Source organism: Burkholderia sp. IO2, assembly GCF_029522185.1.
Classification (GTDB): Bacteria; Pseudomonadota; Gammaproteobacteria; order Burkholderiales; family Burkholderiaceae; genus Burkholderia; species Burkholderia cenocepacia.
Genome location: NZ_JAKWFH010000052.1, coordinates 1 through 23,402, shown reverse-complemented (window position 1 = coordinate 23,402; position 23,402 = coordinate 1). Strand labels below are relative to the sequence as shown.

Below are 23,402 nucleotides of genomic sequence, written 5' to 3'. Positions count from 1 at the left end.
GTTACGCGTCCGGTTTGACCGCGACGATGCTGTAGGTCGACACCTTGTTCTTGATCAGCGCGACGGACCAGTTTTCGGCGAGCACGCGCAGTTCTTCCAGCGTGTCCGGCGCACGGTGCGGAAAATGGCGGTCGATGTTGGCCCTGGCATCCATCAGCCAGCGCGCGACGTCGATGTTCGACGGCAGCACGCGCATGTCGCGGATCGCGAACCCGGCGTCGATCAGCACCTGCCTGAAATAATCGGGCGTCTTCCTGTGCTTGCACGCGATCCGGTCGACCTCGTCCGGCGTGTCGGATGCGTATTCGCTCAGGTCGACGTTGTACAGATTGTCCGAGATCACCACCGAGCCGCCGCCGCGCACACGCGCATGCAGCGCGCGCATCGCCTTTTCGTACAGCGCGTTCGGGAAGTGCGAGATCACGCCGCGAATGATCACGAGATCGTACGGCGTCGCGGGATCGGGCAGTCGATCGACGTCCTGAGCGTTGCACTGATACAGGTTGATGCGTTCCGCGAGCCCGTGTTGCGCATGAAAGCGGGCGCAGTAGTCGAGCTGTTCGCGACTGACGTTGATACCGTCGAGGCGCATGCAGCCGGGGAAGCGGCCGGCCAGATACTTGAGGATGTAGCCCCAGCCGCAGCCGATGTCGAGAATGCGTTCGACCCGGGCGGGAACGGGGTCGTCGAAGCCGGCGAGATGAAGCTGGCGTTCGAAGTAGCGAATGCCCGATTCATCGAGCGAGATCGGCGGCGTGGAGCGCGGATCGTCGTACACACCGAACTGGAACAACAGGTACTCGCCGATCGCCTTGCGCCAGTCGTCCGGGCTGCCGGCGTAGGTCGTCTGCACTTTCCGCTCGTAATCGCTCACCGTCTCGCCATGCAGCACCCGGATCGGCAGGGCGGGTTCCAGGTGCGGCGCGCGCAGTTCGGCGATCGCCTGTTCGCTGATCTGATTCATCGAAATCCTCGCGTCGTCCATTTCCGTCAAACCGGACAAAACAATGCCCGCCGATCGAGCGGCGGCGCACGTCTTTACGAAACGCCGGCACAAAAATACCCCGGCCGATACCTGTGATCGTGCAATCGAATAAATCGAGGTAATGCTTCGGTCGAAACGTTATGAAGGTGAAAGATCCGTGCGCATTTATAGAATCCCCGGATAAATGGCGGAAAGGGCGCTACGACGCCACATTGCGACACAGACCCCATATCGTGCCTGGGACGTCTGGCGACGCGGGCTGGCGCTGGCTGGCCGGTTCGGCTCCGTACGCAACGCGTATTTTCACGATTCTGGCACTGCGATCGTGAACCGGAAGCGAAGTGTTTTTGTTATATGAAAGGCGATTCGATTTTTCAAGAATCTTCCCGTGTGTTTTAAAAACACAGGAAAACAGGTGCGAATAAAAATATTAAAATCGGGCTTGTCAATGGCGGTGGGGATTGTTTCGATTCGATGAATCGAAAAAAGCCGCGACGCGAACGATCGCGCGCGCGGCTATCCGGCCGGACGAGCTCGTGCGGCCGCATGACGTCAAGCTCGACTGAAACGCTCGCTCACGGAGGAACGGACCGGGCGCGGCGTACTGGCGCCTACGGCCGCGCAGCCACCTCGTCGAGGTGCCACAGCAGATCCGCCGGATCGTCGTACACGCGCAGCGCGCCGGCCCGTTCCAGCTCATCGCTGCCGTACCCGCCCGCCAGCAGCCCGACGCCGAGCGCGCGGCAGCGGGCGGCGGCGAGCATGTCCCAGATGCTGTCGCCGACCACCACCGTATGCTCGATCGGCACGTTCAGCTTCGCGGCCGCGGTCAGGAACAGGTCCGGGTCCGGCTTCGCGTATTTCACCTGATCGCGCGTGACGACGACGTTCTTCGCCGGATCGACGCCGAGCGCCTCCAGATTGATCGCCGCCGTTTCCATCCGCCCGCTGGTCGCGATCGCCCAGCGAATGCCGGCATTCGACAGCGCGGCCAGCAGTTCGCGCGCACCCGGCAGCGGCCGGACCTGCGCGCGCAGCCGCTGGTACGCGGCCGCATGCAGCCGTGCGAGCCGCTCGACGCGCTCGGCGTCGATGTCGCCGGCCGTTTCGCGCAGCAGCTGGTTCAGGAACAGGCCGCCGCTCATCCCGATCTTGCGATGGATGCGCCACACCGACAGTTCGATGCCTTCGGCATCGAGCGCTTCCTTCCACGCGAGTACGTGCTGATAGACGCTGTCGACGAGCGTGCCGTCGAGATCGAACAGAAATGACGTTTCAATGCGCATGTAACTCTCCTGGCCCGATGATCGTCGGGCAAATCGTCGGCAAAACCCAATGCGTCACATTATCGGCGCACGGCCGTGTCACCGCCATGTCCCGCGCCGCACGCACCGCGCCCGGCGGCGGCGGGTCGAACACCGCTGGTACAATCGCGCCGATGCGCCGGGCGGGCCGCCCGCGCACGCCCAACCTTCGTCGAATCCCCGTATGGCAACCCCCGACGCCGTCAGTTCCGAACAATCGTGGTGGGGCGTTCTGGCCCTGGCGCTCACCGCCTTCATCTTCAATACCACCGAATTCGTGCCCGTCGCGCTGTTGAGCGCGATCGGCGACAGCCTGCAGATGCAGCCGACCGCCGTCGGCCTGATGCTGACGATCTACGCGTGGGCCGTCGCGGTCGTGTCGCTGCCGCTGACGTTCGTCACGCGCCACGTCGAGCGCCGCAAGCTGTTGAGCGTGGCGCTGCTGGTGTTCATCGGCAGCCATGTCGTGACCGGCGTCGCGTGGAATTTCGCGGTGCTGATGATCGGCCGGCTCGGCATCGCGTGTGCGCATGCGGTGTTCTGGTCGATTTCGATCCCGCTCGCGGTGCGGCTCGCGCCGAGCGACCGCAAAAGCCGTGCACTCAGCCTGATCGCGATGGGCTCGGCGATCGCGATGGTCGCCGGGATTCCGCTCGGACGCGTGATCGGCGAGGCGTTCGGCTGGCGCGTCACGTTCCTGATCATCGCGGGCACGGCGGGCATCGCGCTGCTGTTGCTGCGCGCCACGTTGCCGTTGCTGCCGAGCCAGGGCGCCGGGTCGCTGAGCAGCATCGGCGTGTTCCTGCGCAAGCCGGCGCTGGTCGCGCTGTATGCGATCACCGTGCTGGTCGTGTCCGCGCACTTCACGTCGTACACGTACATCGAACCGTTCGTGCAGAGCATCAACCATGCGAGCAACAGCCGGATCACGTACGTGCTGATCCTGTTCGGCATCGCCGGCCTGCCGGCCGCGGTCTGCTTCAATCGCGTCTATCCGCACCGGCCCGACGATTTCCTGCTGGCGTCGATCGTCGCGCTGTCGGGCTGCCTGCTGATCCTGTTCCCGTGCGCGCTGAACATCGTCACGCTGTCCGTGCACACGCTGGTGTGGGGCGGCGCGATCGTCTGCTTCGGGCTGGCGATGCAGGCATGGGTGCTGAAGCTGGCGCCGGACGCGACCGACCTGGCCGTGTCGATCTACTCGGGGCTGTACAACGTCGGCATCGGCGCCGGCGCGCTGCTCGGCAACCATATCGCGGGCGACTTCGGGCTGCCGTGGATCGGTACCTTCGGCGGCGTGGTCGCGATCTTCGCGGCCGGGGTCGCGTGGGCCGCGTTGCGGCTGCACGCGAAACGGGAAGCGGCGCTCGCGGCCCCCACGCCGTGAAGCCGCTGCCCGGCACGCCGCCGGTGCATCACGCGACCGAATAGCCGCCGTCGGCCACCAGCGCGTGCCCCGACACATAGCTGGCATCGTCCGACGCGAGGAACGCGACGACCGTCGCCATCTCGTCGGCGGATGCCCAGCGGCCGGCCGGCGTCGATTCGGCAAAGGCGAGCCGTGCTTCCTCCGACGCCCAGATGCCGCGGTGATGGAACGGCGTATCGATCAGCCCCGGGCACAGCGCGTTGACGCGCACGCCGCGTTTGAACCATTCGATCGAAGCCGTCTTCGTCATCCCGATCACCGCGTGCTTGCTCGCGATATACACCGACGCGTTCTCGAAGCCGATGACGCCGCCCATCGACGCATTGTTGATGATGCTGCCCTTGCCCTGACGCAGCATGATCTCAGCCGCGAACTTCATCGAATTGAACACGCCGCGCACGTTCGGCTCGAACACCCGGTCGTAGCTTTGCGCGTCCTGCTCGAGCATCGGCGCGAACACGCCTTCCGTGCCCGCATTGTTGAACGCGACGTCGAGCCGTCCGTGGGTCGACAGTGTGAAATCGAATAGCTTGCGGAGCTCGGCTTCGTTCGCGACATCCGCGGCAAAGGCCGTTGCGTTGCCGCCGGCGGTCGCGATCTCGTCGACCAGTCGATCGAGTTCGGCCTTGCGTCGGGCGCTGACGACGACCTTCGCGCCGCGGCGCGCGAGTTCGATCGCCGACGCGCGGCCGATGCCGGAACTGGCGCCCGTCACGAGGGCGATGCGACCGTCGAGCGGGGCAGAGTGCGTGCTTGCGTTCATGATGCGTTTCTCCGTGAGGGGTGATCCGTTGCGTCGAAGCGACGTCCGATGCGCATTGTGGTCGTTCGACGTCGACAAAAAAATGGAACAATGGCGCATTCAGAATTCCTTTTTGGGGAATTAAAATCGCTTTTTCGCGAGCATCATAAAGGCTTCCCATGCTCAACCGCCTCGACATCCTGAAGATCTTTTCCGCGGCCGCCGCGGCGCCGACGTTTCGCGAGGCGGCCGCGCGGCTCGGCGTGTCGCCGCAGGTCGTCACGCGCGCGGTGCGCGAACTGGAGGAGATGCTCGGCGAAACGCTGTTTCACCGGACGACCCGCAGCATCCGGATCACCGCGTTCGGCCAGTCGTTCGCGCGCGAGGTGCAGGGCGCGCTGGCCGTGGTCGACGGGCTGTTCGGGCCCGCGACCGGCCAGCGCGACGAGCCGGTCGGCGTCGTCCGGATCACCGCGCCGTCGGGCATGGGGCGGCATTACGTGCAGCCGATCCTCACCGGCCTCATGCAGCGATATCCGGGGCTCGTGCCCGATCTGCGGCTGTCCGACGTGCCGTCGCCGGTGGTCGACGAGCAGATCGACATCGGCGTGCGCGTCGGCGCGATCGGCGACAACCGCTTCGTCGCGCGCATGGTCGGGCCGCTGCCGATGTGGGTGGTGGCCGCGCCGTCGCTGATCCGGCGGCTGGGCGAGCCGAAAAACCGCAAGGCACTCGAAGCGATGCCGGTGACGTGCCTGATCGATCGTGCAAGCGGGCGGCCGTGGCCGTGGATGTTTCGCGGCGAGCAGCAGTTCGTGCCGTCGTCGCCGGCTTACCTGACGGACGACACCGAGGTGGAGATCGAGGCCGTGTGCGCGGGGGTGGGAGTAGGCCAGTGTTCGGAATATCTGGTGCGGCCGTACGTCAGGAAGGGGCGCCTCGTGCGGGTGTTGCCGAGCCTCGAGCCCGAGCCGTGGAAGCTGCACGTCTATCGGCCGCGGCGCGGGCCGATGCCGCGTCGTATCCGGGTGGTGTACGACGAACTGGTGGCGAAGCTCGCGGAGGCGACGTGGCGGGAGTAGGGATCGTCGCGGCTGCACCGTGGGCCGACACGCTGCGGCGTCATCATGGTGCCGACGCACCCGTATCGTTGATCCCGGGCGACTTTGGGCCGCCGTGGATCGGCGCCATCGCCACACGGCTCACTTCACCCCGCATCGTCAATGCGGCCCGTCGTGCCTGATCCCAGCCGCATCGAGCTGCCGAAGTTTCGCGTACAGCGTCGTGCGCGAAATGCCGAGCTGCCGCGCGGCCGCCGACACGTTGCCGTCGTGCTCGTCGAGCGCGCGGCGGATCGCGTCGAGCGACTGTTCGTGCAGGCTCGCCTGCGGGCCGGCGGCCGACGCGACGTTGCACACGTCGGCAGCGTCTTCGAGCACATCGGCGTGCCGCGCCCTGGTCGCGCGATCGAGCGGCGCACGCACGGTGCGCACCCATACGTGGCTACCATCGTCGCGCGCGATCCGCTGCGGCGTACGTGCCGGTGTCAGCAACCGGCGCTGCTGCGCGGGCGTCGCGCCCGGAAACAGTTGCCGGAGATCGACCGGCGCCACCGGCCCGGCGGGCGCGAGATCGAGCATCTGGCGGGCCAGGCGGCTCACCGCGCGCACGCGGCCCGCTTCGTCGAGCGCGATGACGCCGGCGAGCGGCGTGCCGAGCCAGCGCGGATCGAATTGCACCTGCAGCAGATGGCAGTCGCGCAGCATCGCATAGAGCCGCTGTTCGGCGGACAGCGATGCGTGCCGGAATGACTCGCGCAGCTGCGCGATATTACGCCGGCCGATGCCGGTGATATCGAGCGCGCCGATCACTTCGCCGTCGAAACCCACGAGCGGCACGGCCAGACAGAACACTCGCGACAACTCGTCGAGATAGTGCTGCGCGCCCGCGACGACGGTTTCGGCGCCGTCGTGAATCACGCAGCTCGGCGCGGTCGTGCCGATGTTCGGTTCGACGATCCGGCGCCCGGCGACGATCGGCGTGAGCAGCGCGTCGTCGCATTGCGGGCTGCGGCGCGCATGGACGATCGTGCCGTGCGGATTGACGCACATGATCGTCCATTCGCTGCCGCCGAATGCGGCCCACAGCGGCTCGATCTCCTGCGCGACGCAGCGGGTGAGCCGCCGGTCCGCGCGCGATTCGTCCGGTTCGCGCTGCATTTCATAGCGGGCGGTTTGCCAGGGCCGCAGCCCGGCGTCGCGCGAACGCAGCCACGAACGCGCGACGCTGGCCGGCAACGCCGTTTCCGGCAGCGGCTCGCCCGCGGCGAAGCGGGCGCGGAGCCGGTCGAGGTCGACCGGCCGTGAAAGGGATTCGGGGGCCGTGTTCACGCTGCGCTCCATTTGAAGTCGAGGTCCGGGCCAGGCGTGTCGGCCTGGCGTGTCGCGCGAATGCGTAATATAGCCCGGCGCCTGAAGGCGGGTATTTTCCCGGGAAGGGGCGCCGCCGTGTGCGTCGGCGTGCGGCCGGCGGCGCCTGTTGCGTTCAATGCGGCAAACGCAGGATCGGCTTGAGCGTGATCCCCTTGCTGCTGTCTTCCGCCGCCTGGTTGATCTGGTCGAGCGGATAGAACTTCACCAGCCGGTCGAACGGAAACCGCCCTTGCAGATGCAGTTGCACGAGTTGCGGAATGAACGTCTGCGGCACGCTGTCGCCTTCGACGATGCCGCGGATCGTGTGGCCGCCGAGCAGCAGGCTGTTCACGTCGAATTCGGCCCTGGTGCCGAGCTTCGGCGCGCCGACCACGCCCATCGTGCCGCGCGAGCCGAGCGCGTCGATCCCTTGCGACAACACCGCCGGCAGCCCGGTCGATTCGAGCGCGAAGTCGACGCCGCCGCCGGTGATCTCCCGGATCGCGTCGACCACGTCGACCTCCCGGCTGTTGAGCGCGTGCGTCGCGCCGAGCTCCAGCGCCAGCGCGAGCCGCGACGGTACGATGTCGACCGCGATGATCGTCGTTGCGCCGGCGATGCGCGCGGCCATCACCGCGCTCATCCCGACCGCGCCCGCGCCGAAGCTCGCGAAGCTGCTGCCGGTGCGCACCGCGAGCGAATTGATGACGGCGCCCGCGCCGGTCTGGATCCCGCAGCCGAGCGGGCCGAGCAGTTCGAGCGGCGCTTCCTTCGGCACCTTGATCGCGTTGTTCTCGCGGGCGAGCGCGTAGCTCGCGAACGACGACTGCGCGAAGAAATGATCGTGCAGCGGCTGGCCGGATTCGTCACGAAGCGCGGTCTGCCCGTCCGCGTCGGCGCCGCCGAAGTTCAGCGCGAAAAACTGCCGGCAATACGCGCCGTGACCGCCGACGCACGACGTGCAGTGACCGCACGCGCCGTAGGTCAGCACGACGTGGTCGCCCGCGGCGAGCGTCTTCACGTTCGGGCCGACCGCCTCGACCACGCCGGCGCCCTCGTGACCGAGCACGGCCGGCAGCGGCACCGGATAGTACTGGTCGCGCACGATCAGGTCGGTATGGCACAAGCCGGTCGCGACGACGCGCACCAGCACTTCGTCGCCGCGCGGCGCGCGGATGCGGGCCGCTTCGATCGAGAAGGGCGCGCCGGCGGCGCGCGCGACGGCCGCGGTGACGGCGCGTGTGTCGTGTTCGGTGTACATGGTCGGTCTCCTCGTCAAATCGGATACGGCGGCGCTTCGCCCTTGATCGTCAGCCACTGCCACTGCGTGAATTCCTCCCAGTTTGCCGCACCGCCGATGCTCGAGCCATTACCCGATGCGCCGACACCGCCGAACGGGTTGATCACTTCGTCGTTGACCGTCTGGTCGTTGATGTGCAGCAGCCCCGTGTTCAGGCGCTCGCCGATCCGCAGTGCGCGTCCGACGTCGGCGGACAGGATCGCCATCGACAGCCCGTATTCGGTCCGGTTCGCGAGCGCGATCGCGTCCTCGTCGGTATCGAACGGCACGACGATCGCGACCGGCCCGAAAATTTCCTCGTCGAACGCCGGATTGCCCGGCGCGACGCCGCTCAGCACGGTCGGCTCGAAGAACAGGCCGCGATGGCCGCCGCCCGTCTCGATGCGTGCACCTGCGCGGCGGGCCGCATCGACCACGCTCGCCGCATGGTCGCGTTGCGCGGCGTTGATCAGCGGGCCGAGGCCGACGTCGCCGGTGGCCGGGTCGCCGACGCGCAGGCTGCGCGCTTTCTCGACGAGCTTCGCGACGAAGCGGTCGTGAATCGCGCGCTGCACGAGCACGCGGCCGGTCGCCATGCAGATCTGGCCTTGATGCAGATACGCGCCCCATGCGGTGTTGGCGACCGCGCGGTCGAGGTCGGCATCGTCGAGCACGATCAGCGAATTCTTGCCGCCGAGTTCGAGCGACACCTTCTTCAGATGGCGGCCCGCCGCTTCGCCGACCTTGCGCCCGGCCGCGGTGGAGCCGGTGAACTGGATCATCGCGACGTGTGGATCGGCGACCAGTGCCGCGCCGGCCGCGCCGTCCCCGGGCAGCATGTGCAGCACGCCTTCGGGCAAGCCGGCAAGCTCGAACACGCGCGCGATCGCGACGCCACCGCACACGGCGGTGCGCGGATCGGGCTTCAGCACGACCGCGTTGCCGAGTGCGAGCGCCGGCGCGACCGCGCGCATCGCGAGGTACAGCGGGAAGTTGAACGGCGAGATCACGCCGACCACGCCGCGCGGACGGCGGCGCGCGAGCGACAGGCGGCCGGCCGCAGACGGGAGCACTTCGCCGGCTGCGCGTGATGGCAGGCTGGCGGCTTCGTGCAGTGCCTTGATGGTGATGGCGGTTTCGAAGGAAGCTTTTGCGCGGGTCGAGCCGCTTTCGCGCACGAGCCAGTCGACGATCGCGTCGGCGTGCGTTTCGGCGATGGCTGCGGCGCGGCGCAGGACGGCTGCGCGCTCGTCGTAGGGGAGGGCGAACCACGCGGGCTGGGCGCGGTGGGCGGTCGCTGATGCTTCGCCGATGGCTGCGGCGTCGGCGACGCCGATGCGGCCGAGCGCGTTGCCGGTCGCCGGTTCGATTACGTCGGCCGCGTGCGGGCTCGCGTGCCAGCTTCCGTTGAAGATCTTGCCGCGCCAGATGTCGGTGTCGAACAGTGCGGGGGTGTTGCTATCCATTTGCGCTCCTGGGGAAATTCGGATCGGCCGGATCGGCGTTGGTTGGCGCCGATCGGCATGCGCGCGAGGGTAGGCGGGGGCGGGGAAGCGGGGGTATCCGGGTTTCTTCCCATGTGGGGGAGGCGCGTGGATTGGGGGCCGTTTGTGATTCGGTGTGCGGAAATTGGACAGTTGGGGGGGCGGTTTTTTGCGGCATGCGATCTGATGACGCGACAAGACCTGCGCTCACGCTTCTTCCGAGTGGCAGTTACCGACCCAGAGTCGCCTTTCACCGCATCGGACGTGCAACGTCGGTTTGTCGATCTTCGGCGGTCGCTCGATGAATACTTCCGGCCGTCGCGATGCTGCACACGCAATTTCCACGCGGAACCACACGTTTGGTAATACAACGATGGCTGACTGCTACACGCTATAGCTATCCAAGGCATCCGTAGGCACATGCAATTTGCTATCCGCCGTTAGCGCTTCCAGCAGATGTTTGACGGTAACTTGCACTCGTGGCGCGACAAGCGCCCGGTGTGGATACTGCATCACCATCTCATAGCTTCCGGGATGGTGAAACCTGTGGAGAATGACCTTCAGCGCACCGGAACGCAACCGATCCCGCGCAAGATGCACCCCGACCTCCGCGATGCCAACGCTATCGCACGCCGCCTGCACCAGCGATTCCGGTGCGGATAGTGTCAGCATTGCCTTGCCGGAGGGGTCGATCGTCGTGATGCTTTTGTCGTCGCCCGTGAAGTTCCACGGCGCGACCTGGCCGCTCAGGAATCGCCGTGCAATGAGCCGGTGCGCGTGCAACGCATCCGGCGTTTCGGGCACGCCATGGTTCGCCAGATAGTCGGGAGACGCTACCAGTACTGTATTCAAGCGACAAATGGGGCGAGTCACGAGCGCGGAATCCGGGATGTTGCCGCCTCTTACCGCAATGTCGTAGCCGTCCCGGACAATATCGATGACCCGATCGTCGAAATCGACCTCGACCGACAGCGCCGGGTAGCGAGCGAGCAGCGCGGGCAGCGCCGGAAGCACGTGGTTATGCCCGAAGGCGGCACTCGTCGAAATCCGCACGCGCCCGGCCGGCACGGCCCGCTGGGCGGAAACCGTATCGATCGCGGCATCCAGTGTTTCAAGTGCGATGCGCGCGTGGCGCAAAAACGCCTCGCCTTCCTCTGTGAGTTTGAGTGTGCGGGTCGTCCGGTTCATCAGCCGCACACCCAATGCTTTTTCGAGGCCCGCCACGTTCTTGCTCACGGCAGCCGACGTGACGCCCAATTGTCGGGCCGCTGCCGCAAAACTTCCCGCATCCACGGCCTGGACGAGAGAAACGATGGCTCGAACACGCTGCGAAGAATCCACATTTCCTCCATGACTGACATCGCGCCGACCTGTCGTCGCGCCGCCGGATTCTAAACTTTCAGTTGAGGGTGGTTCAACCCTGCCAGAACTTCTCGTAATGAGTGACGCTGGTGACAATGGCGGACATCGCCCCTCCGTCCGAAGCTTGCGAGTCTTCAATGCTCATCACGATCCTCTATGACAGTGGCTATGGCCACACCGCGAAACAGGCCCAAGCCGTTGCAGACGGCGTTCGTCGCGTGCCGGGTGCCGAAGCGCAGTTGATCGCCGTTGCAGATGGCGATACGCCCTGGGAAAACTCGCCGCGAGCGACGCGATCATCTTCGGTTCGCCGACCTACAACGGCACCGTCAGCGCGAGGCTCAAAAAGGTGATGGAGGACTCGACGCGGCCCGCGTGGATTCCCCAGTCGTGGCGGAACAAGGTTGCCGCAGGCTTTACGAATTCGGGCGCCATGCACGGCGACAAGCTGAATTCCCTCGTCACGATGGCGCTGTTTGCCGCCCAGCACGGGATGATCTGGGTCGGACTCGATATCTTCCCGGGCAAGTCGCCGCAGGAGAAGAATCGTGTCGGCGGATGGCTGGGCGCGATGGCGCAATCGGATGATGCATCACCGGACATCACCCCCATCGAGAGCGATATCGATACCGCTGCGTATCTGGGCGAGCGCGTCGCTCACGTGACCAGCCAGTTCATGTCAGGAGCCGCACGATGAAATTGCTTTGTCTCGACGTCCCGCTGCCGGGGGCCAGCCCGGACGCCTATCAGCCCCATCTTCTCGAAGAAGTGCGCCATGCGTGGCATCTGTATAAAACGGGCTTCGTGCGCGAAATCTCGTTCCGTCAGGACCGCCCGGGCGTCGCCATCATTGCCGAAAGCGATTCGGTCGATGCCGCGAGACAGGCGCTCGCCGAGTTTCCGCTGGCCAAGGTCGGCCTGATCGACTGGGAGATCATTCCGCTCGGCCCGTTCGTCGGCTGGGAGTCGCTGTTCGCGTCGCGCGACGCTTGACTGCTGCGGCAGCGTCTATCGCGGTGTCGGTCCGTGGTTGTCGTGTAGCGCTGACGCGGGATAAATCGTCAACCACGGGCCTGCCGCAGTCTGCTTATCGGCGTTGTGTGACCGTAGACCTTTGAAGGTGACATGGAATATGTCAATCTGGGCCGAACGGGTCTGAAAGTATCTCGTCTTTGCCTGGGATGCATGAGCTATGGGGAGCCTGCCCGCCTGCCCCAGCCTTGGTCCCTCGATGAAGCAGCCTCCCGCCCGTTTTTTCGGCAAGCGCTCGAGGCGGGCATCAACTTCTTCGACACTGCCAATATCTATTCGGTCGGAAGCTCCGAGGAGATCACGGGCCGAGCGCTCAACGACATGGCGCGGCGCGAAGAGGTCGTCGTCGCCACCAAGGCGTTCTTTCCGTGGCGCAATTCACCCAATACCGGGTTTCTCTCGCGGAAAGCGCTCCTTCAGTCGATCGACGACAGTCTGACCCGCCTCGGCATGGATTACGTCGACCTCTACCAGATCCACCGTTTCGACCACGGCACGCCTGTGGAGGAAACGATGGAGGCGCTGCACGACATAGTGAAGTCAGGCAAAGCCCGCTACATCGGTGCATCGTCGATGGAGGCATGGCGCTTCGCGAAAATGCAGCACGTCGCGGAACGCAACGGCTGGACACGCTTCATCTCCATGCAACCGCAGTACAACCTGCTCTATCGGGAGGAGGAACGCGAAATGTTGCCTCTTTGCGCCGACCAGGGCGTCGGGGTCATTCCATGGAGCCCGATGGCGCGCGGCAGGCTGACGCGCGACTGGAGCGAAACCACGCGCCGCACGCAGAACGATGCCTTTGCGCTGCAAATGTATCGGAACGCTGAAATCCAGGACCAGAAGGTGGTTGACGTCGTCGCGCGTATCGCCGAGGCGCACCATGTGCCGCGCGCGCACGTCGCACTGGCGTGGCTGTTGACGAAGCCGGCGATCACCGCGCCGATCATCGGGGCAACGAAGCCCGAGCATCTGGCAATCGCCATCGGCGCGCTCGACTTCTCGCTGACGCAGGACGAAATCGCCGCGCTCGAAGCGCCGTATGTCCCCCATCCGGTGGATGGCATCGTGCCACCGCTTCCGGAACATCCGCCGACGATTTCAATGCCGCGGAACTGAATGTCGCGAGCGGCGGTACGTTCAATGGCGGTAGCTTGCGAACTCGCCGCCGCGGTCGAACGTACCGCCGCTGGACGAACATCGAATGCGAGAATAGATATGAAGGGCCCGTTCATCGAGTGCCGACGTCTTATCCTCTTCGCGCTCGTTGTGATGTGTGCGGTACTGCCGTTGGGGCAGCACGGTAACGTCCATGCGCAGGAGCCGAAAATGTTAGTCCGTATCTCCGAAATCGAGATATTCAATCAGCATCTCGAAGCATATCGGCGCATCTTGAACGAGGAGGCTGAGGCGTCGATGCGCGTCGAGCCGGGGGTAGTGTGCATTTTCCCGATGGCTCAAAAGGATAGCCCGACGCACATCAAGATTGTGGAAATCTATGCGAGCCACGATGCGTACGACGCACATATCCAGTCGCCGCATTTCAAGAAGTACAAGCGTTCGACGCTGGACATGGTGAAGTCCCTGCGACTGGTTGACATGGATGGGCTGGATGCTGAAGCAATGCCGCTCATCTTCAGGAAATTGAGGGGGCGGTCGTAACAAACACCGGCCAGATGGGAAGAATGGATCGCCATGAAAGCGTGCGTGTCCGTTGTCGGAACTCGACCTGCCTACCGGATGTCTGGTTGCTGTTGTTGGTCCACGACCGGTTTTGGCCGATAGTGGCCGTCAGCGTCTGTTGGACGACGCGTATCGACAACAACGTCAATCTCCGTCGACCCGCCTCCTTTCGATCGTTCGCAGAGGCCGCTCCTGAAGGCCGGACGTCCAGCTCCACCGTTTTTCCCCTCAGGAAAACCCTGATCCGACTCCGTAGGGCACCGGTTTTCAGCCGATTTTCCCACTGCCGCAAGCAGCCTCGATAGGCTCCCGCCCAACCGCTCCCCACCCCCGCGCAACCCCGTTCCATCAACCCTCCGAGCCCGCCTACCTAACCAAAACAGGTATGGCGCACCGCAATATTTCGCGCCCACGGCCGGATTTCAATACCCACCAGGTATCAAAAATCCCGCCCAAAAGTATTGGACGCCCCATTTTCCCGCCGCGTATAAATCCGTTCCATGAACAGCCCCCACGCAGCGCGCCCCATGTCCTCCGCCACCATCGAACGCATCGAAACCCGTCTCGTCGACTTGCCGACGATCCGCCCGCACAAGCTGTCGGTGGCCACGATGCACGGCCAGACGCTGATGCTCGTGAAGGTGTTCTGCAGCGACGGCGTGACCGGTATCGGTGAAGGCACGACGATCGCCGGCATGGCCTACGGCCCGGAAAGCCCGGAAGCGATGAAGCTCGCGATCGACGCGTATCTCGCACCGGCGATCGTCGGCCGTGACGCCACGCGTGTCCAGACGCTGATGGCATTCGTCGGCAAGCTTGCGAAGGTCAACCACTTCGCGAAGAGCGCGCTCGAAACCGCGCTGCTCGACGCGCACGGCAAGCGGCTCGGCGTGCCGGTCAGCGAACTGCTCGGCGGCCGTCGCCGCGATCGCCTGCCGGTTGCATGGACGCTCGCGTCGGGCGACACGGCCACCGACATCGCCGAAGCCGAGCGCATGCTCGACGCGCGCCGCCACAACGTATTCAAGCTGAAGATCGGCGCGAAGGCGCCGGAAACGGATATCCGGCACGTGGCCGAGATCAAGAAGGCGCTTGGCGATCGCGCGTCGGTGCGCGTCGACGTGAACATGGCGTGGAGCGAAACGCAGGCCGCGCGCGCGATTCCGGCGCTCGCCGATGCGGGCTGCGAACTGGTCGAGCAGCCGGTCGCATCGGCCGCGGCGCTGGCGCGCCTGATGCGCCGCTTCCCCGTCGCGCTGATGGCCGATGAAATCCTGCGGGGCCCCGACAGCGCATTCGACATCGCGAAGCAGCACGGCGCGGACGTGTTCGCGATCAAGATCGAACAGAGCGGCGGCCTGTTCGCCGCGCAGCGCGTGGCCGCGATCGGGGATGCGGCCGGCATCGAGCTGTACGGCGGCACGATGCTCGAAGGCGCGTTCAGCACGGTGGCATCCGCGCACCTGTTCGCGAGTATCGCGAACCTGCAGTGGGGCACCGAACTGTTCGGGCCGCTGCTGATCACCGAAGAAATCCTGACGCAGCCGCTGGATTACAGCGACTTCGAACTGACCGTGCCGGACGGCCCCGGTCTCGGCATCGCGCTCGACGAGGACAAGGTCAGGCGCTTCACCCGCGACGGGCTGACGAAAGTCGCGCGGTAAGTCGAGTCAGGCAACGACCGTCATCCCCCAAATACACGTGGAGACAGCATCATGAGCGTCAAAGTTTTCGATACCCGGGAAGTGCAGGACCTGCTGAAGGCCGCGTCGAACGCGGGCGGGAGCGGCACCGGCGGCAACGCACGTACGCAGCAGATCGTGCTGCGCCTGCTCGGCGACCTGTTCAAGGCGATCGACGATCTCGACATCACGCCCGACGAAGTGTGGGCGGGCGTCAACTACCTGAACAAGCTCGGTCAGGATGGCGAAGCAGCGCTGCTCGCGGCTGGCCTCGGTCTCGAGAAGTATCTCGACATCCGGATGGACGCCGAGGACGAGGCGATCGGGCTCGACGGCGGCACGCCGCGCACGATCGAGGGGCCGCTGTACGTGGCCGGAGCACCGGTGCGCGACAGCGTCGCGAAGATCGACCTCGACGCGGACGACGGCGCGGGCCCGCTCGTGATCCACGGCACGGTCACCGGTCTCGACGGCAAGCCGATCGCCGGCGCGGTGGTCGAATGCTGGCACGCGAATTCGAAGGGCTTCTATTCGCACTTCGACCCGACCGGCAAGCAGAGCGATTTCAACCTGCGCGGCGCGGTGAAAACGGGCGTCGACGGCAAGTACGAATTCCGCACACTGATGCCGGTCGGCTACGGCTGCCCGCCGCAGGGCGCGACGCAGCAATTGCTGAACCGCCTCGGCCGCCACGGCAACCGTCCGGCGCACGTGCACTTCTTCGTGACGAGCGACGATCACCGCAAGCTGACGACACAGTTCAACATCGACGGCGATCCGCTGATCTGGGACGACTTCGCGTATGCGACGCGCGAGGAATTGATCCCGCCCGTGACCGAAAGAACCGGCGGCACGGCGCTCGGCATGAAGGCCGATGCGTACCAGGACATCGAGTTCAACTTCGTGCTGACGCCGCGCGTGCAGGGCAAGGACAACCAGATCGTCGAACGCCTGCGCGCGTCCGCCGCGGCATAACTACCGGCGGCACGGCGGCGCGCGTGCGCCGCCGCTGCCGGCCGGTCCCCCGAGATTCAACCGATACCGATGCGAGCGTGCTTGCAGGACGCGGCACGCGCATGGAAGGAGCCATCATGTCCATCACGATCGACGCTACGAACGACCTGGATCACCTGCTGGAAACCGCCGTGCAGGATGACAAGGCGGCCGGCGTCTTCCGTTGCCGCCGCGACATCTTCACGAACGCGGCGCTGTACGAGCTCGAGATGAAGCACATCTTCGAGGGCAACTGGGTGTATCTGGCGCACGAAAGCCAGATTCCCGACAACAACGATTACTACACGACGTGGATCGGCCGCCAGCCGATCGTCATCACGCGCGACAAGACCGGCGAGCTGCATGCGGTCATCAATGCGTGTGCGCACAAGGGCGCGATGCTGTGCCGCCGCAAGCACGGCAACAAGGGCAGCTTCACGTGCCCGTTCCACGGCTGGACCTTCTCGAACACCGGCAAGCTGCTGAAGGTGAAGGACGAGAAGACGACCGAATACCCGGTGCAGTTCAACACGCACGGCTCGCACGACCTGAAGAAGGTCGCGCGCTTCGCGAACTATCGCGGCTTCCTGTTCGGCAGCCTCAACGCCGACGTGCTGCCGCTCGAGGACTACCTCGGCGAAGCGCGCGTGATCATCGACCAGATCGTCGACCAGGCGCCGAACGGGCTCGAAGTGCTGCGCGGCAACTCGTCCTACATCTACGAAGGCAACTGGAAGATGCAGATGGAGAACGGTTGCGACGGCTATCACGTCAGCACCGTGCACTGGAACTATGCGGCGACGATGGGCCGCCGTAAGGCGGACGGCACCAAGGCGGTCGACGCGAACAGCTGGAGCAAGTCGGTCGCGGGCGTGTACGGCTTCGACCACGGCCACATCCTGCTGTGGACGCAGACGATGAACCCGGAGGTGCGGCCCGTGTATCAGCACCGCGACGAGATCCGGGCGCGCGTCGGCGACGTGCAGGCCGACTTCATCGTGAACCAGACGCGCAACCTGTGCGTGTACCCGAACGTGTTCCTGATGGACCAGTTCAGCACGCAGATTCGCGTGGTGCGGCCGCTCGCGGTCGACAAGACGGAAGTCAGCATCTTCTGCTTCGCGCCGAAAGGCGAGAGCGAGGCCGATCGCACGACGCGGATTCGCCAGTACGAGGATTTCTTCAACGTGACCGGCATGGGCACGGCCGACGATCTCGAGGAGTTCCGCGCGTGCCAGGCCGGCTATGCGGGCATCACGGCGATGTGGAACGACCTGTCGCGCGGCGCGCCGCTGTGGGTCGACGGGCCGGACGAGAACGCGAAAAAGATGGGGCTGAAGCCGCGCATTTCGGGCGAGCGCAGCGAGGACGAAGGGCTGTTCGTGTGCCAGCACGAACACTGGGTGAACCTGATGCGCGATGCGCTGAAGAAGGAACGCGGGGAGGTGGCGGCATGAGCTTCGATTACCGGACGATTTGCGCGGCGCTGTATCGCGAAGCGCGCCTGCTTGACGATCGCGAGTGGGACGCGTGGCTGACCTGCTACACGGAGGACGTCACGTACTGGATGCCCGCATGGGACGACGACGATCGGCCGACCGACGATCCGCAGAGCCAGATCTCGCTGATGTATTACGCGGACCGCGGCGGCCTCGAGGATCGCGTGTTCCGGATCAAGACCGAGCGCAGCGGCGCATCGACGCCCGAGCCGCGCACCAGCCACAACGTCACGAACGTCGAGGTGCTGGCCGAACGCGACGACGAGGTCGACGTGCGCTACAACTTTCACACGCTGAACCACCGTTATCGCGTGACCGATCACTTTTTCGGCACGATGTTCGTCACGTTGCGACGCACGGGCGACGCGCTGCTGATTTCACGCAAGAAGATCGTGCTGAAGAACGATTACATCCGGCAGGTGCTCGACGTCTATCACGTCTGACGCCCGTCGTTTCGTCATGAAAGGAAGTGGAGGTGACGCCATGTCCAGCTACAGGATTGCACTGAATTTCGAGGACGGGGTGACCCGCTTCATCGACTGCAAGGCCGGCGAGAAGGTGCTCGATGCAGCCTTTCGCGCGAAGATCAACCTGCCGATGGATTGCTCCGACGGCGTGTGCGGCACCTGCAAGTGCCGCGCCGAAAGCGGCCGCTACGACCTCGGCGACGATTACATCGACGATGCGCTGACCGAGGACGAGAAGGACGGCGGCCTCGTGCTGACGTGCCAGATGGTGCCGCAAAGCGATTGCGTGATCGCGGTGCCGACGTCGTCGGTCGCCTGCAAGACCGGGCAGAGCGCCTTTGCCGCGACGGTCACGAAGGTCGAGCAGCACAACGATGCGGCCGTCGTGCTCGAACTCGACGTCGGCGCCAGCGCGCCGGTGTTCCTGCCGGGCCAGTACGTGAACATCGGCGTGCCGGGCAGCGGCCAGCATCGCTCGTATTCGTTCTCGTCGGCGCCGGGCGACGCGAAGGTCGGCTTCCTGATCAAGAAGATTCCAGGCGGCGTGATGAGCACGTGGCTCGAATCGGCGCAGCCCGGCGACACGCTCGAACTGCACGGGCCGCTCGGCAGCTTCTACCTGCGCGACGTGCAGCGGCCGCTGCTGTTCCTCGCCGGCGGTACGGGCCTCGCGCCGTTCCTGTCGATGCTCGAGGTGCTCGCGCGCAGCGGCTCGCAGCAGAAGGTGCACCTGGTCTACGGCGTGACGCGCGATCTCGATCTGGTGCTGGTCGACGCGCTCGAGGCGGTGGCGGCGAGGCTGCCGAACTTCAGCTTCGCGACGGTCGTCGCGGACGCCGCGTCGAGCCATCCGCGCAAGGGCTGGGTCACGCAGCACATCCCGGCCGACGCGCTGAACGACGGCGACGTCGACGTGTATCTGTGCGGGCCGCCGCCGATGGTCGATGCGGTGCGCCAGTACTTCGACGACGCAGGCGTGAAGCCGAACAGCTTCCACTACGAGAAGTTCACCCCCAACGTCACGGCAAAGGCGGCATGACCATGCAACGATTCTCCGGCAAGGTCGTCGTCGTCACCGGCGCGGCGCAGGGCATCGGCCGCGGTGTCGCGCTGCGCGCGGCGGCCGAGGGCGGCAGGGTGCTGTTCGTCGATCGTGCGGATTTCGTGGCCGAGGTGGCCGCGGAAGCGCCGGGCGGCGATACGGCCGGCTTCGTCGCCGATCTCGAGACGTACGAAGGCGCGCATGCCGCGATGGCGCACGCGGTGCGGACGTTCGGCCGCATCGACATCCTGATCAACGGCGTCGGCGGCGCGATCCGCATGCGGCCGTTCGCCGAGTTCGAGCCTGCGCAGATCGACGCGGAAATCCGCCGCTCGCTGATGCCGACGCTCTATGCCTGTCACGCCGTGCTGCCGCACCTGCTCGCGCGCGGCGGCGGCACGATCGTCAACATCTCGTCGAACGCGACGCGCGGCATCCGGCGCGTGCCGTATTCGGCGGCGAAGGGCGGCGTCAACGCGCTGACGTCGGCGCTTGCGATGGAATATGCGGAACACAACATCCGCGTCGTCGCCACCGCGCCGGGCGGTACCAGCGCGCCGCCGCGCCGCGTGCCGCGCAATGCGGCCGGCGACACCGAGCAGGAACAGGCGTGGATGGGCGAGGCCGTGCGGCAGGTGACGGAATCGACGTACTTCAAGCGCTACGGCAGCCTCGACGAGCAGATCGCGCCGATCCTGTTCCTCGCGTCGGACGAGGCGAGCTACATCACGGGCACGGTGCTGCCGGTGGCGGGTGGCGATACGGGTTGAAGGGCGTATCGCGGGCCATTGTTTCATCGACAACCGCAGACGGCCGGCGCGACGATGCCGGCCACGGAGACAATCATGCATGAACGCAAAGCCATCGTTCCGGCGGGAATGGAAGCGGTGTACGAGAAGATCGGCTACGCGCCGGGACTGAAGGTCGGCGATACGCTTTACGTATCCGGCCAGATCGGCCGCGACGCGGCGATGCAGCTGGTCGAGGATCGCGAAGCGCAGATCGTGCAGGCGTTCGAGAACCTGAAGCAGGTGCTGGAGGCGGCCGGCGCATCGTTCGACGATGTGGTCGACCTCACGACGTTTCACACCGACATGCGCGACCTGCCGCTGTTCATGCAGGTGCGCGACCGCTATTTCGATGCGCATCCGCGGCCTGCGTGGACGGCCGTCGGCGCGCACATGCTCGGCGGCGCGCCGGGTTATGTCGTCGAGATCAAGGCGGTGGCGGTGCTGGCGCGCTGATCCGGTGCGTCGATGAAGTCAGGCTCCGTGTGGATGAACACCCGAGATCGAATCGTCGGCGATCGCTGAACGGTTTCGATGCGCGTGCGACGACACCGACACGCTACTTGTGTATCGCTCCCCGCAACCGCCGCACCTCCCGCTCCGACACCGGCGCCGCCCGATTCCCCCACGCGCCGCGCACGTAGCTGACCACCGCCGCGATTTCGCGGCTCGTCAGCGCGCCGCGCATCGCCGGCATACGTTGCACCGGCCCCGGTTTGCCCGGCGTGGGCCGCGCCCCTTCGACCACGATCCGGATCGTGCTGGTCGGATCGGCCGCGAGCACGATCGAACTGCCCGCGAGCGCCGGCCCGTGATCGGGTACGCCTCGACCGTCCGCACCGTGGCAACGCGCACAGAACCCCGCATACACGCCGGCCCCCGGCGCCTGCTGGCCGCCTTCCGGACGCGGGCCGGCGGCCGTCAGCCGCGGCACGCCGACGCCCAGCGGATTCGTCGCGGCAGTCGGTTGCGCCGGCAACGACTTCAGGTACACGGCGATCGCATGGCGGTCGGCATCGGTCAGCAACGCGGTGCTTTCGCCGACGACCGGCGCCATCGCGCCGAACACCGCGCCGCGCGCCGCATGGCCGCTGCGCAGGAACGCGGCGATGTCGTCGGCGGACCAGCGGCCGAGGCCGTCCGGGCTCGCGCCGGTCAGGTTCGGCGCGAACCAGTGATCGTTGATGCCGCCGGTCAGGAACGCGGGGCTTCGCTCGTCGTAGCCGCGTTCGTTGTAGGCAGGCCCGCGCGGCGTATGGCACGCGCCGCAATGGCCGAGCCCCTGCACGAGATACGCGCCGCGATTCCATTCGGCCGACTGCGACGGCTGCGGCGTGAACCGGTCGCGGTTCGCGAACACGAGGCTCCACAGCCCCAGCGCCCAGCGCTGGTTGAACGGAAACGGCAGTTGCGTGAGTTTGGCCGCATTCGCGGACGGCGCGACGCCGCGCATGAAGTACGCATACAGCGCGCGCACGTCGTCGTCGGTCAGGTGCGCGAGCGACGGGTACGGCATCGCCGGATACAGCCGGCTGCCGTCCGCGCGCACGCCGCGCCGCAGTGCATCGTCGAACTGGCGCAGCGTGTAGTGGCCGATCCCGTGCGTCGGGTCCGGCGTGATGTTCGGCGCGTAGATCGGCCCGAACGGCGAATTCACCGGCTGGCCGCCCGCGTACGGCGTATGGTCGGCCGCGTCGTGGCACGCGGCGCAATCGCCGGCGAGCGCGAGGTAGCGGCCGCGCGCGAGCGTCGCGGCGTCGGCGCTCGCGGCAGCCGCGGCGATGACCGGGCGGCGGGCGGTCGAAGCGGAAGCGGCGTCGGGCGGTGGGGTGGATGCCGCGGGCGATGTCGAATCTGCCACTGACGCATCCCGCTCGCGTGACAGCCGCCGGTCGTCCTTCACGCGCGCGGACATCGACGCAGCTGCGTCGGCCGCCGACGCACCGATCCGCACGAACCGCCAGCCCGACGCGGGCTCGGGCGCTTCCGCCGCCGACGCGGCGTCGGCCGCATCGCCGGGTGCGGCCGCATTGTCGTCGCGCTGCATGTCGCATCCGCACAGCGCGACGCAAACGGCGAACGCGACGCGCGCGCGGCGGCCCGGAACGCGGAACGGCAACGAAGCGAGCGAGATCAGCGCCATGGACTGCAAGGCCCCACGAAAGCGGTGACGATCCCCGTGAATACGAGACCGATCACGAAGCCGAGCGCGGCGAGCATCCCGCAGCGCGCGAGAAAGCGGGTACTGTCGTCGCGCGTCGCGGCCGGCGCATCGGCATCGTGCCGGCGCCGCCACGCGCGCGCGAGCCACGTCGCGCAGGCCGCGGCCAGCGCGAACGCGCCCGCGGCGATCAGCGCAAGCCATACGCCGACGTGCGCCCAGCGCGGCGCGGCTTGCGCGACGCCGAGCGGATAGCACGCGGTGGACGCGAGCGTCTCGGACACCAGCATCTGCGCGAACCACAGCGCGGGTGCGCCGACCAGGCCGGCGGCGATCGCGAGCAGCGGTGTCCACGTGCGTCGTGCATCGTTCATCCGGTGCTCCTCAGCCAGAACGGCGACACGTACAGCGCGGTGAAGATGAACAGCCACACGATGTCGACGAAGTGCCAGTAGAGCCCGCCGACCGTCAGCGCGACGCGCCGTTCGCGGCCGAAGAAACCGGCGGCGGTCCAGCCGGCGAGCAGCGCGAGGATCGCGAGGCCGGCCACGACGTGCGCGAGGTGGAAGCCGGTGATCGTGAAGTAGAGGCTGCCGTACAGATGCGCGGTCGGGCCGTACGGATGGTCGCGCCATTCGTGCAGCTGGACCAGCGCGAACGCGATGCCGAGCACCAGCGCGACGACGAGCATCGCGACCGCGCGCCCCTGGCGGCCGGCCCGCACCGCGCGCTCGGCGAGCCACACGAACACGCTGCTCGACAGCAGCACGACCGTGTTGACGGCCGCGAGCCCGATCTTCGGCATCCCTTCGGGCGGCCACGGCGCGGGCCATTGCGACTGCAGGTAGAAGTAGCAGAACAGCAGGTAGCCGAACAGCCCGGCCTCGGTGACGATCAGCGTGAGCACGCCCCACCAGCCGCCCGCGCGTTCGCCGCAACTGCCCACCGGCAGCGGCGCGACGCACGCGGCCGGCGCGCCGGCCGGCGCCGTCGGCGATGGCGGTTCGTCCGGACGAGGGCCAGCCGCGGCCGCGGGCGCCTGCGTGTCGGCGCGAGCCG

General features: G+C 66.5%; 22 protein-coding genes and 1 pseudogene. 13 read left to right on the top strand and 10 right to left on the bottom strand.

What is annotated here, in order from left to right; translation table 11 throughout:
- Position 1: 1 nt before the first annotated feature.
- Both MMB92_RS27435 and MMB92_RS27430 read right to left on the bottom strand, forming a co-directional pair.
- Positions 2–964, bottom strand: a complete 963-nt coding sequence (locus tag MMB92_RS27435) for a class I SAM-dependent methyltransferase (RefSeq protein ID WP_058903959.1) — start codon at positions 962–964, stop codon at positions 2–4.
- 632 nt (positions 965–1,596) lie between these two features.
- Entirely contained in the window at positions 1,597–2,271 is a 675-nt protein-coding gene (locus tag MMB92_RS27430) for an HAD family hydrolase (RefSeq protein ID WP_011545523.1), read from the bottom strand.
- A gap of 202 nt (positions 2,272–2,473) precedes the next feature.
- On the opposite strand from MMB92_RS27430, the gene MMB92_RS27425 reads away from it, so the two are divergent.
- Positions 2,474–3,676: a sugar transporter gene (locus MMB92_RS27425; RefSeq protein ID WP_058903665.1), complete on the top strand. Its 1,203-nt coding sequence runs from the start codon at positions 2,474–2,476 to the stop codon at positions 3,674–3,676.
- Between the two features lie 28 nt (positions 3,677–3,704).
- On the opposite strand, the gene MMB92_RS27420 is transcribed toward MMB92_RS27425, so the two are convergent.
- Positions 3,705–4,481, bottom strand: a complete 777-nt coding sequence (locus MMB92_RS27420) for a glucose 1-dehydrogenase (RefSeq protein ID WP_058903664.1) — start codon at positions 4,479–4,481, stop codon at positions 3,705–3,707.
- Positions 4,482–4,639: 158 nt separating this feature from the next.
- On the opposite strand from MMB92_RS27420, the gene MMB92_RS27415 reads away from it, so the two are divergent.
- Positions 4,640–5,542, top strand: a complete 903-nt coding sequence (locus MMB92_RS27415) for a LysR family transcriptional regulator (protein WP_062885673.1) — start codon at positions 4,640–4,642, stop codon at positions 5,540–5,542.
- 138 nt (positions 5,543–5,680) lie between these two features.
- Here the strand turns inward: MMB92_RS27415 and MMB92_RS27410 are convergent, their stop codons facing one another.
- The 4 genes from MMB92_RS27410 to MMB92_RS27395 form a co-directional block, all read right to left on the bottom strand.
- A complete protein-coding gene (locus MMB92_RS27410; RefSeq protein ID WP_230205761.1) occupies positions 5,681–6,850 on the bottom strand; it encodes a helix-turn-helix domain-containing protein in 1,170 nt (389 codons plus the stop codon).
- Positions 6,851–7,004: 154 nt separating this feature from the next.
- Positions 7,005–8,132, bottom strand: coding sequence for an NAD(P)-dependent alcohol dehydrogenase (locus MMB92_RS27405; protein WP_023476648.1), 1,128 nt, complete (start codon positions 8,130–8,132; stop codon positions 7,005–7,007).
- Between the two features lie 14 nt (positions 8,133–8,146).
- Complete coding sequence (locus tag MMB92_RS27400; protein ID WP_062885672.1) at positions 8,147–9,616, bottom strand: benzaldehyde dehydrogenase; 1,470 nt, start codon at positions 9,614–9,616, stop codon at positions 8,147–8,149.
- Positions 9,617–10,018: 402 nt separating this feature from the next.
- Entirely contained in the window at positions 10,019–10,975 is a 957-nt protein-coding gene (locus MMB92_RS27395; protein WP_277563067.1) for a LysR family transcriptional regulator, read from the bottom strand.
- Positions 10,976–11,133: 158 nt separating this feature from the next.
- On the opposite strand from MMB92_RS27395, the pseudogene MMB92_RS27390 reads away from it, so the two are divergent.
- The 11 genes and pseudogenes from MMB92_RS27390 (at position 11,134) to MMB92_RS27340 (ending at position 20,638) form a co-directional block, all read left to right on the top strand.
- Positions 11,134–11,693 (top strand): annotated as a pseudogene (locus tag MMB92_RS27390) (flavodoxin family protein).
- Positions 11,690–11,989: a hypothetical protein gene (locus MMB92_RS27385; protein WP_006498287.1), complete on the top strand. Its 300-nt coding sequence runs from the start codon at positions 11,690–11,692 to the stop codon at positions 11,987–11,989. The pseudogene MMB92_RS27390 and the gene MMB92_RS27385 overlap by 4 nt, the downstream one beginning before the upstream one ends.
- A 132-nt stretch (positions 11,990–12,121) precedes the next feature.
- The gene (locus tag MMB92_RS27380; RefSeq protein ID WP_208090697.1) at positions 12,122–13,147 is read left to right on the top strand and encodes an aldo/keto reductase; all 1,026 of its coding nucleotides are present in this window, start codon (positions 12,122–12,124) and stop codon (positions 13,145–13,147) included.
- Between the two features lie 99 nt (positions 13,148–13,246).
- Entirely contained in the window at positions 13,247–13,690 is a 444-nt protein-coding gene (locus tag MMB92_RS27375; RefSeq protein WP_012493759.1) for an antibiotic biosynthesis monooxygenase, read from the top strand.
- A 548-nt stretch (positions 13,691–14,238) separates the two neighbouring features.
- Complete coding sequence (locus MMB92_RS27370; protein ID WP_062886070.1) at positions 14,239–15,375, top strand: muconate/chloromuconate family cycloisomerase; 1,137 nt, start codon at positions 14,239–14,241, stop codon at positions 15,373–15,375.
- A gap of 51 nt (positions 15,376–15,426) precedes the next feature.
- A complete protein-coding gene (gene catA / locus MMB92_RS27365) occupies positions 15,427–16,368 on the top strand; it encodes a catechol 1,2-dioxygenase (RefSeq protein ID WP_048987225.1) in 942 nt (313 codons plus the stop codon).
- Positions 16,369–16,484: 116 nt separating this feature from the next.
- Positions 16,485–17,843: a Rieske 2Fe-2S domain-containing protein gene (locus MMB92_RS27360; protein ID WP_062886069.1), complete on the top strand. Its 1,359-nt coding sequence runs from the start codon at positions 16,485–16,487 to the stop codon at positions 17,841–17,843.
- A complete protein-coding gene (gene benB / locus MMB92_RS27355; RefSeq protein WP_006485355.1) occupies positions 17,840–18,328 on the top strand; it encodes a benzoate 1,2-dioxygenase small subunit in 489 nt (162 codons plus the stop codon). Before MMB92_RS27360 ends, benB begins: the two co-directional genes overlap by 4 nt.
- A gap of 40 nt (positions 18,329–18,368) precedes the next feature.
- A complete protein-coding gene (gene benC / locus MMB92_RS27350) occupies positions 18,369–19,391 on the top strand; it encodes a benzoate 1,2-dioxygenase electron transfer component BenC (protein WP_062886068.1) in 1,023 nt (340 codons plus the stop codon).
- The gene (gene benD / locus MMB92_RS27345) at positions 19,388–20,164 is read left to right on the top strand and encodes a benzoate diol dehydrogenase BenD (protein ID WP_062886067.1); all 777 of its coding nucleotides are present in this window, start codon (positions 19,388–19,390) and stop codon (positions 20,162–20,164) included. The genes benC and benD overlap by 4 nt, the downstream gene beginning before the upstream one ends.
- 75 nt (positions 20,165–20,239) lie before the next feature.
- On the top strand, positions 20,240–20,638 hold the full coding sequence (locus MMB92_RS27340; RefSeq protein ID WP_006485395.1) for a RidA family protein: 399 nt from the start codon (positions 20,240–20,242) through the stop codon (positions 20,636–20,638).
- 103 nt (positions 20,639–20,741) lie between these two features.
- Here the strand turns inward: MMB92_RS27340 and MMB92_RS27335 are convergent, their stop codons facing one another.
- From MMB92_RS27335 to MMB92_RS27325, 3 genes are all read right to left on the bottom strand, one after another.
- Positions 20,742–22,325, bottom strand: coding sequence for a cytochrome c (locus MMB92_RS27335; RefSeq protein ID WP_200064126.1), 1,584 nt, complete (start codon positions 22,323–22,325; stop codon positions 20,742–20,744).
- Complete coding sequence (locus tag MMB92_RS27330) at positions 22,316–22,717, bottom strand: hypothetical protein (protein ID WP_060214389.1); 402 nt, start codon at positions 22,715–22,717, stop codon at positions 22,316–22,318. The genes MMB92_RS27335 and MMB92_RS27330 overlap by 10 nt, the downstream gene beginning before the upstream one ends.
- Positions 22,714–23,402, bottom strand: a 689-nt coding sequence (locus tag MMB92_RS27325) for a cytochrome c oxidase subunit 3 (protein ID WP_277563066.1), incomplete at its 5' end; no start/stop codon positions are given. The genes MMB92_RS27330 and MMB92_RS27325, both read right to left, overlap by 4 nt.

Bases quoted from the DNA above. Each gene is read 5' to 3' on its own strand.
- benD (WP_062886067.1), top strand. From the start codon at position 19,388: ATGACCATGCAACGATTCTCCGGCAAGGTCGTCGTCGTCACCGGCGCG.
- MMB92_RS27430 (WP_011545523.1), bottom strand. From the start codon at position 2,271: ATGCGCATTGAAACGTCATTTCTGTTCGATCTCGACGGCACGCTCGTC.
- catA (WP_048987225.1), top strand. From the start codon at position 15,427: ATGAGCGTCAAAGTTTTCGATACCCGGGAAGTGCAGGACCTGCTGAAG.
- benB (WP_006485355.1), top strand. From the start codon at position 17,840: ATGAGCTTCGATTACCGGACGATTTGCGCGGCGCTGTATCGCGAAGCG.
- MMB92_RS27335 (WP_200064126.1), bottom strand. From the start codon at position 22,325: ATGGCGCTGATCTCGCTCGCTTCGTTGCCGTTCCGCGTTCCGGGCCGC.
- MMB92_RS27385 (WP_006498287.1), top strand. From the start codon at position 11,690: ATGAAATTGCTTTGTCTCGACGTCCCGCTGCCGGGGGCCAGCCCGGAC.
- MMB92_RS27435 (WP_058903959.1), bottom strand. From the start codon at position 964: ATGAATCAGATCAGCGAACAGGCGATCGCCGAACTGCGCGCGCCGCAC.
- MMB92_RS27420 (WP_058903664.1), bottom strand. From the start codon at position 4,481: ATGAACGCAAGCACGCACTCTGCCCCGCTCGACGGTCGCATCGCCCTC.
- MMB92_RS27425 (WP_058903665.1), top strand. From the start codon at position 2,474: ATGGCAACCCCCGACGCCGTCAGTTCCGAACAATCGTGGTGGGGCGTT.
- MMB92_RS27330 (WP_060214389.1), bottom strand. From the start codon at position 22,717: ATGAACGATGCACGACGCACGTGGACACCGCTGCTCGCGATCGCCGCC.
- MMB92_RS27370 (WP_062886070.1), top strand. From the start codon at position 14,239: ATGTCCTCCGCCACCATCGAACGCATCGAAACCCGTCTCGTCGACTTG.
- MMB92_RS27360 (WP_062886069.1), top strand. From the start codon at position 16,485: ATGTCCATCACGATCGACGCTACGAACGACCTGGATCACCTGCTGGAA.
- MMB92_RS27400 (WP_062885672.1), bottom strand. From the start codon at position 9,616: ATGGATAGCAACACCCCCGCACTGTTCGACACCGACATCTGGCGCGGC.
- MMB92_RS27380 (WP_208090697.1), top strand. From the start codon at position 12,122: ATGGAATATGTCAATCTGGGCCGAACGGGTCTGAAAGTATCTCGTCTT.
- MMB92_RS27375 (WP_012493759.1), top strand. From the start codon at position 13,247: ATGAAGGGCCCGTTCATCGAGTGCCGACGTCTTATCCTCTTCGCGCTC.
- MMB92_RS27405 (WP_023476648.1), bottom strand. From the start codon at position 8,132: ATGTACACCGAACACGACACACGCGCCGTCACCGCGGCCGTCGCGCGC.
- benC (WP_062886068.1), top strand. From the start codon at position 18,369: ATGTCCAGCTACAGGATTGCACTGAATTTCGAGGACGGGGTGACCCGC.
- MMB92_RS27415 (WP_062885673.1), top strand. From the start codon at position 4,640: ATGCTCAACCGCCTCGACATCCTGAAGATCTTTTCCGCGGCCGCCGCG.
- MMB92_RS27340 (WP_006485395.1), top strand. From the start codon at position 20,240: ATGCATGAACGCAAAGCCATCGTTCCGGCGGGAATGGAAGCGGTGTAC.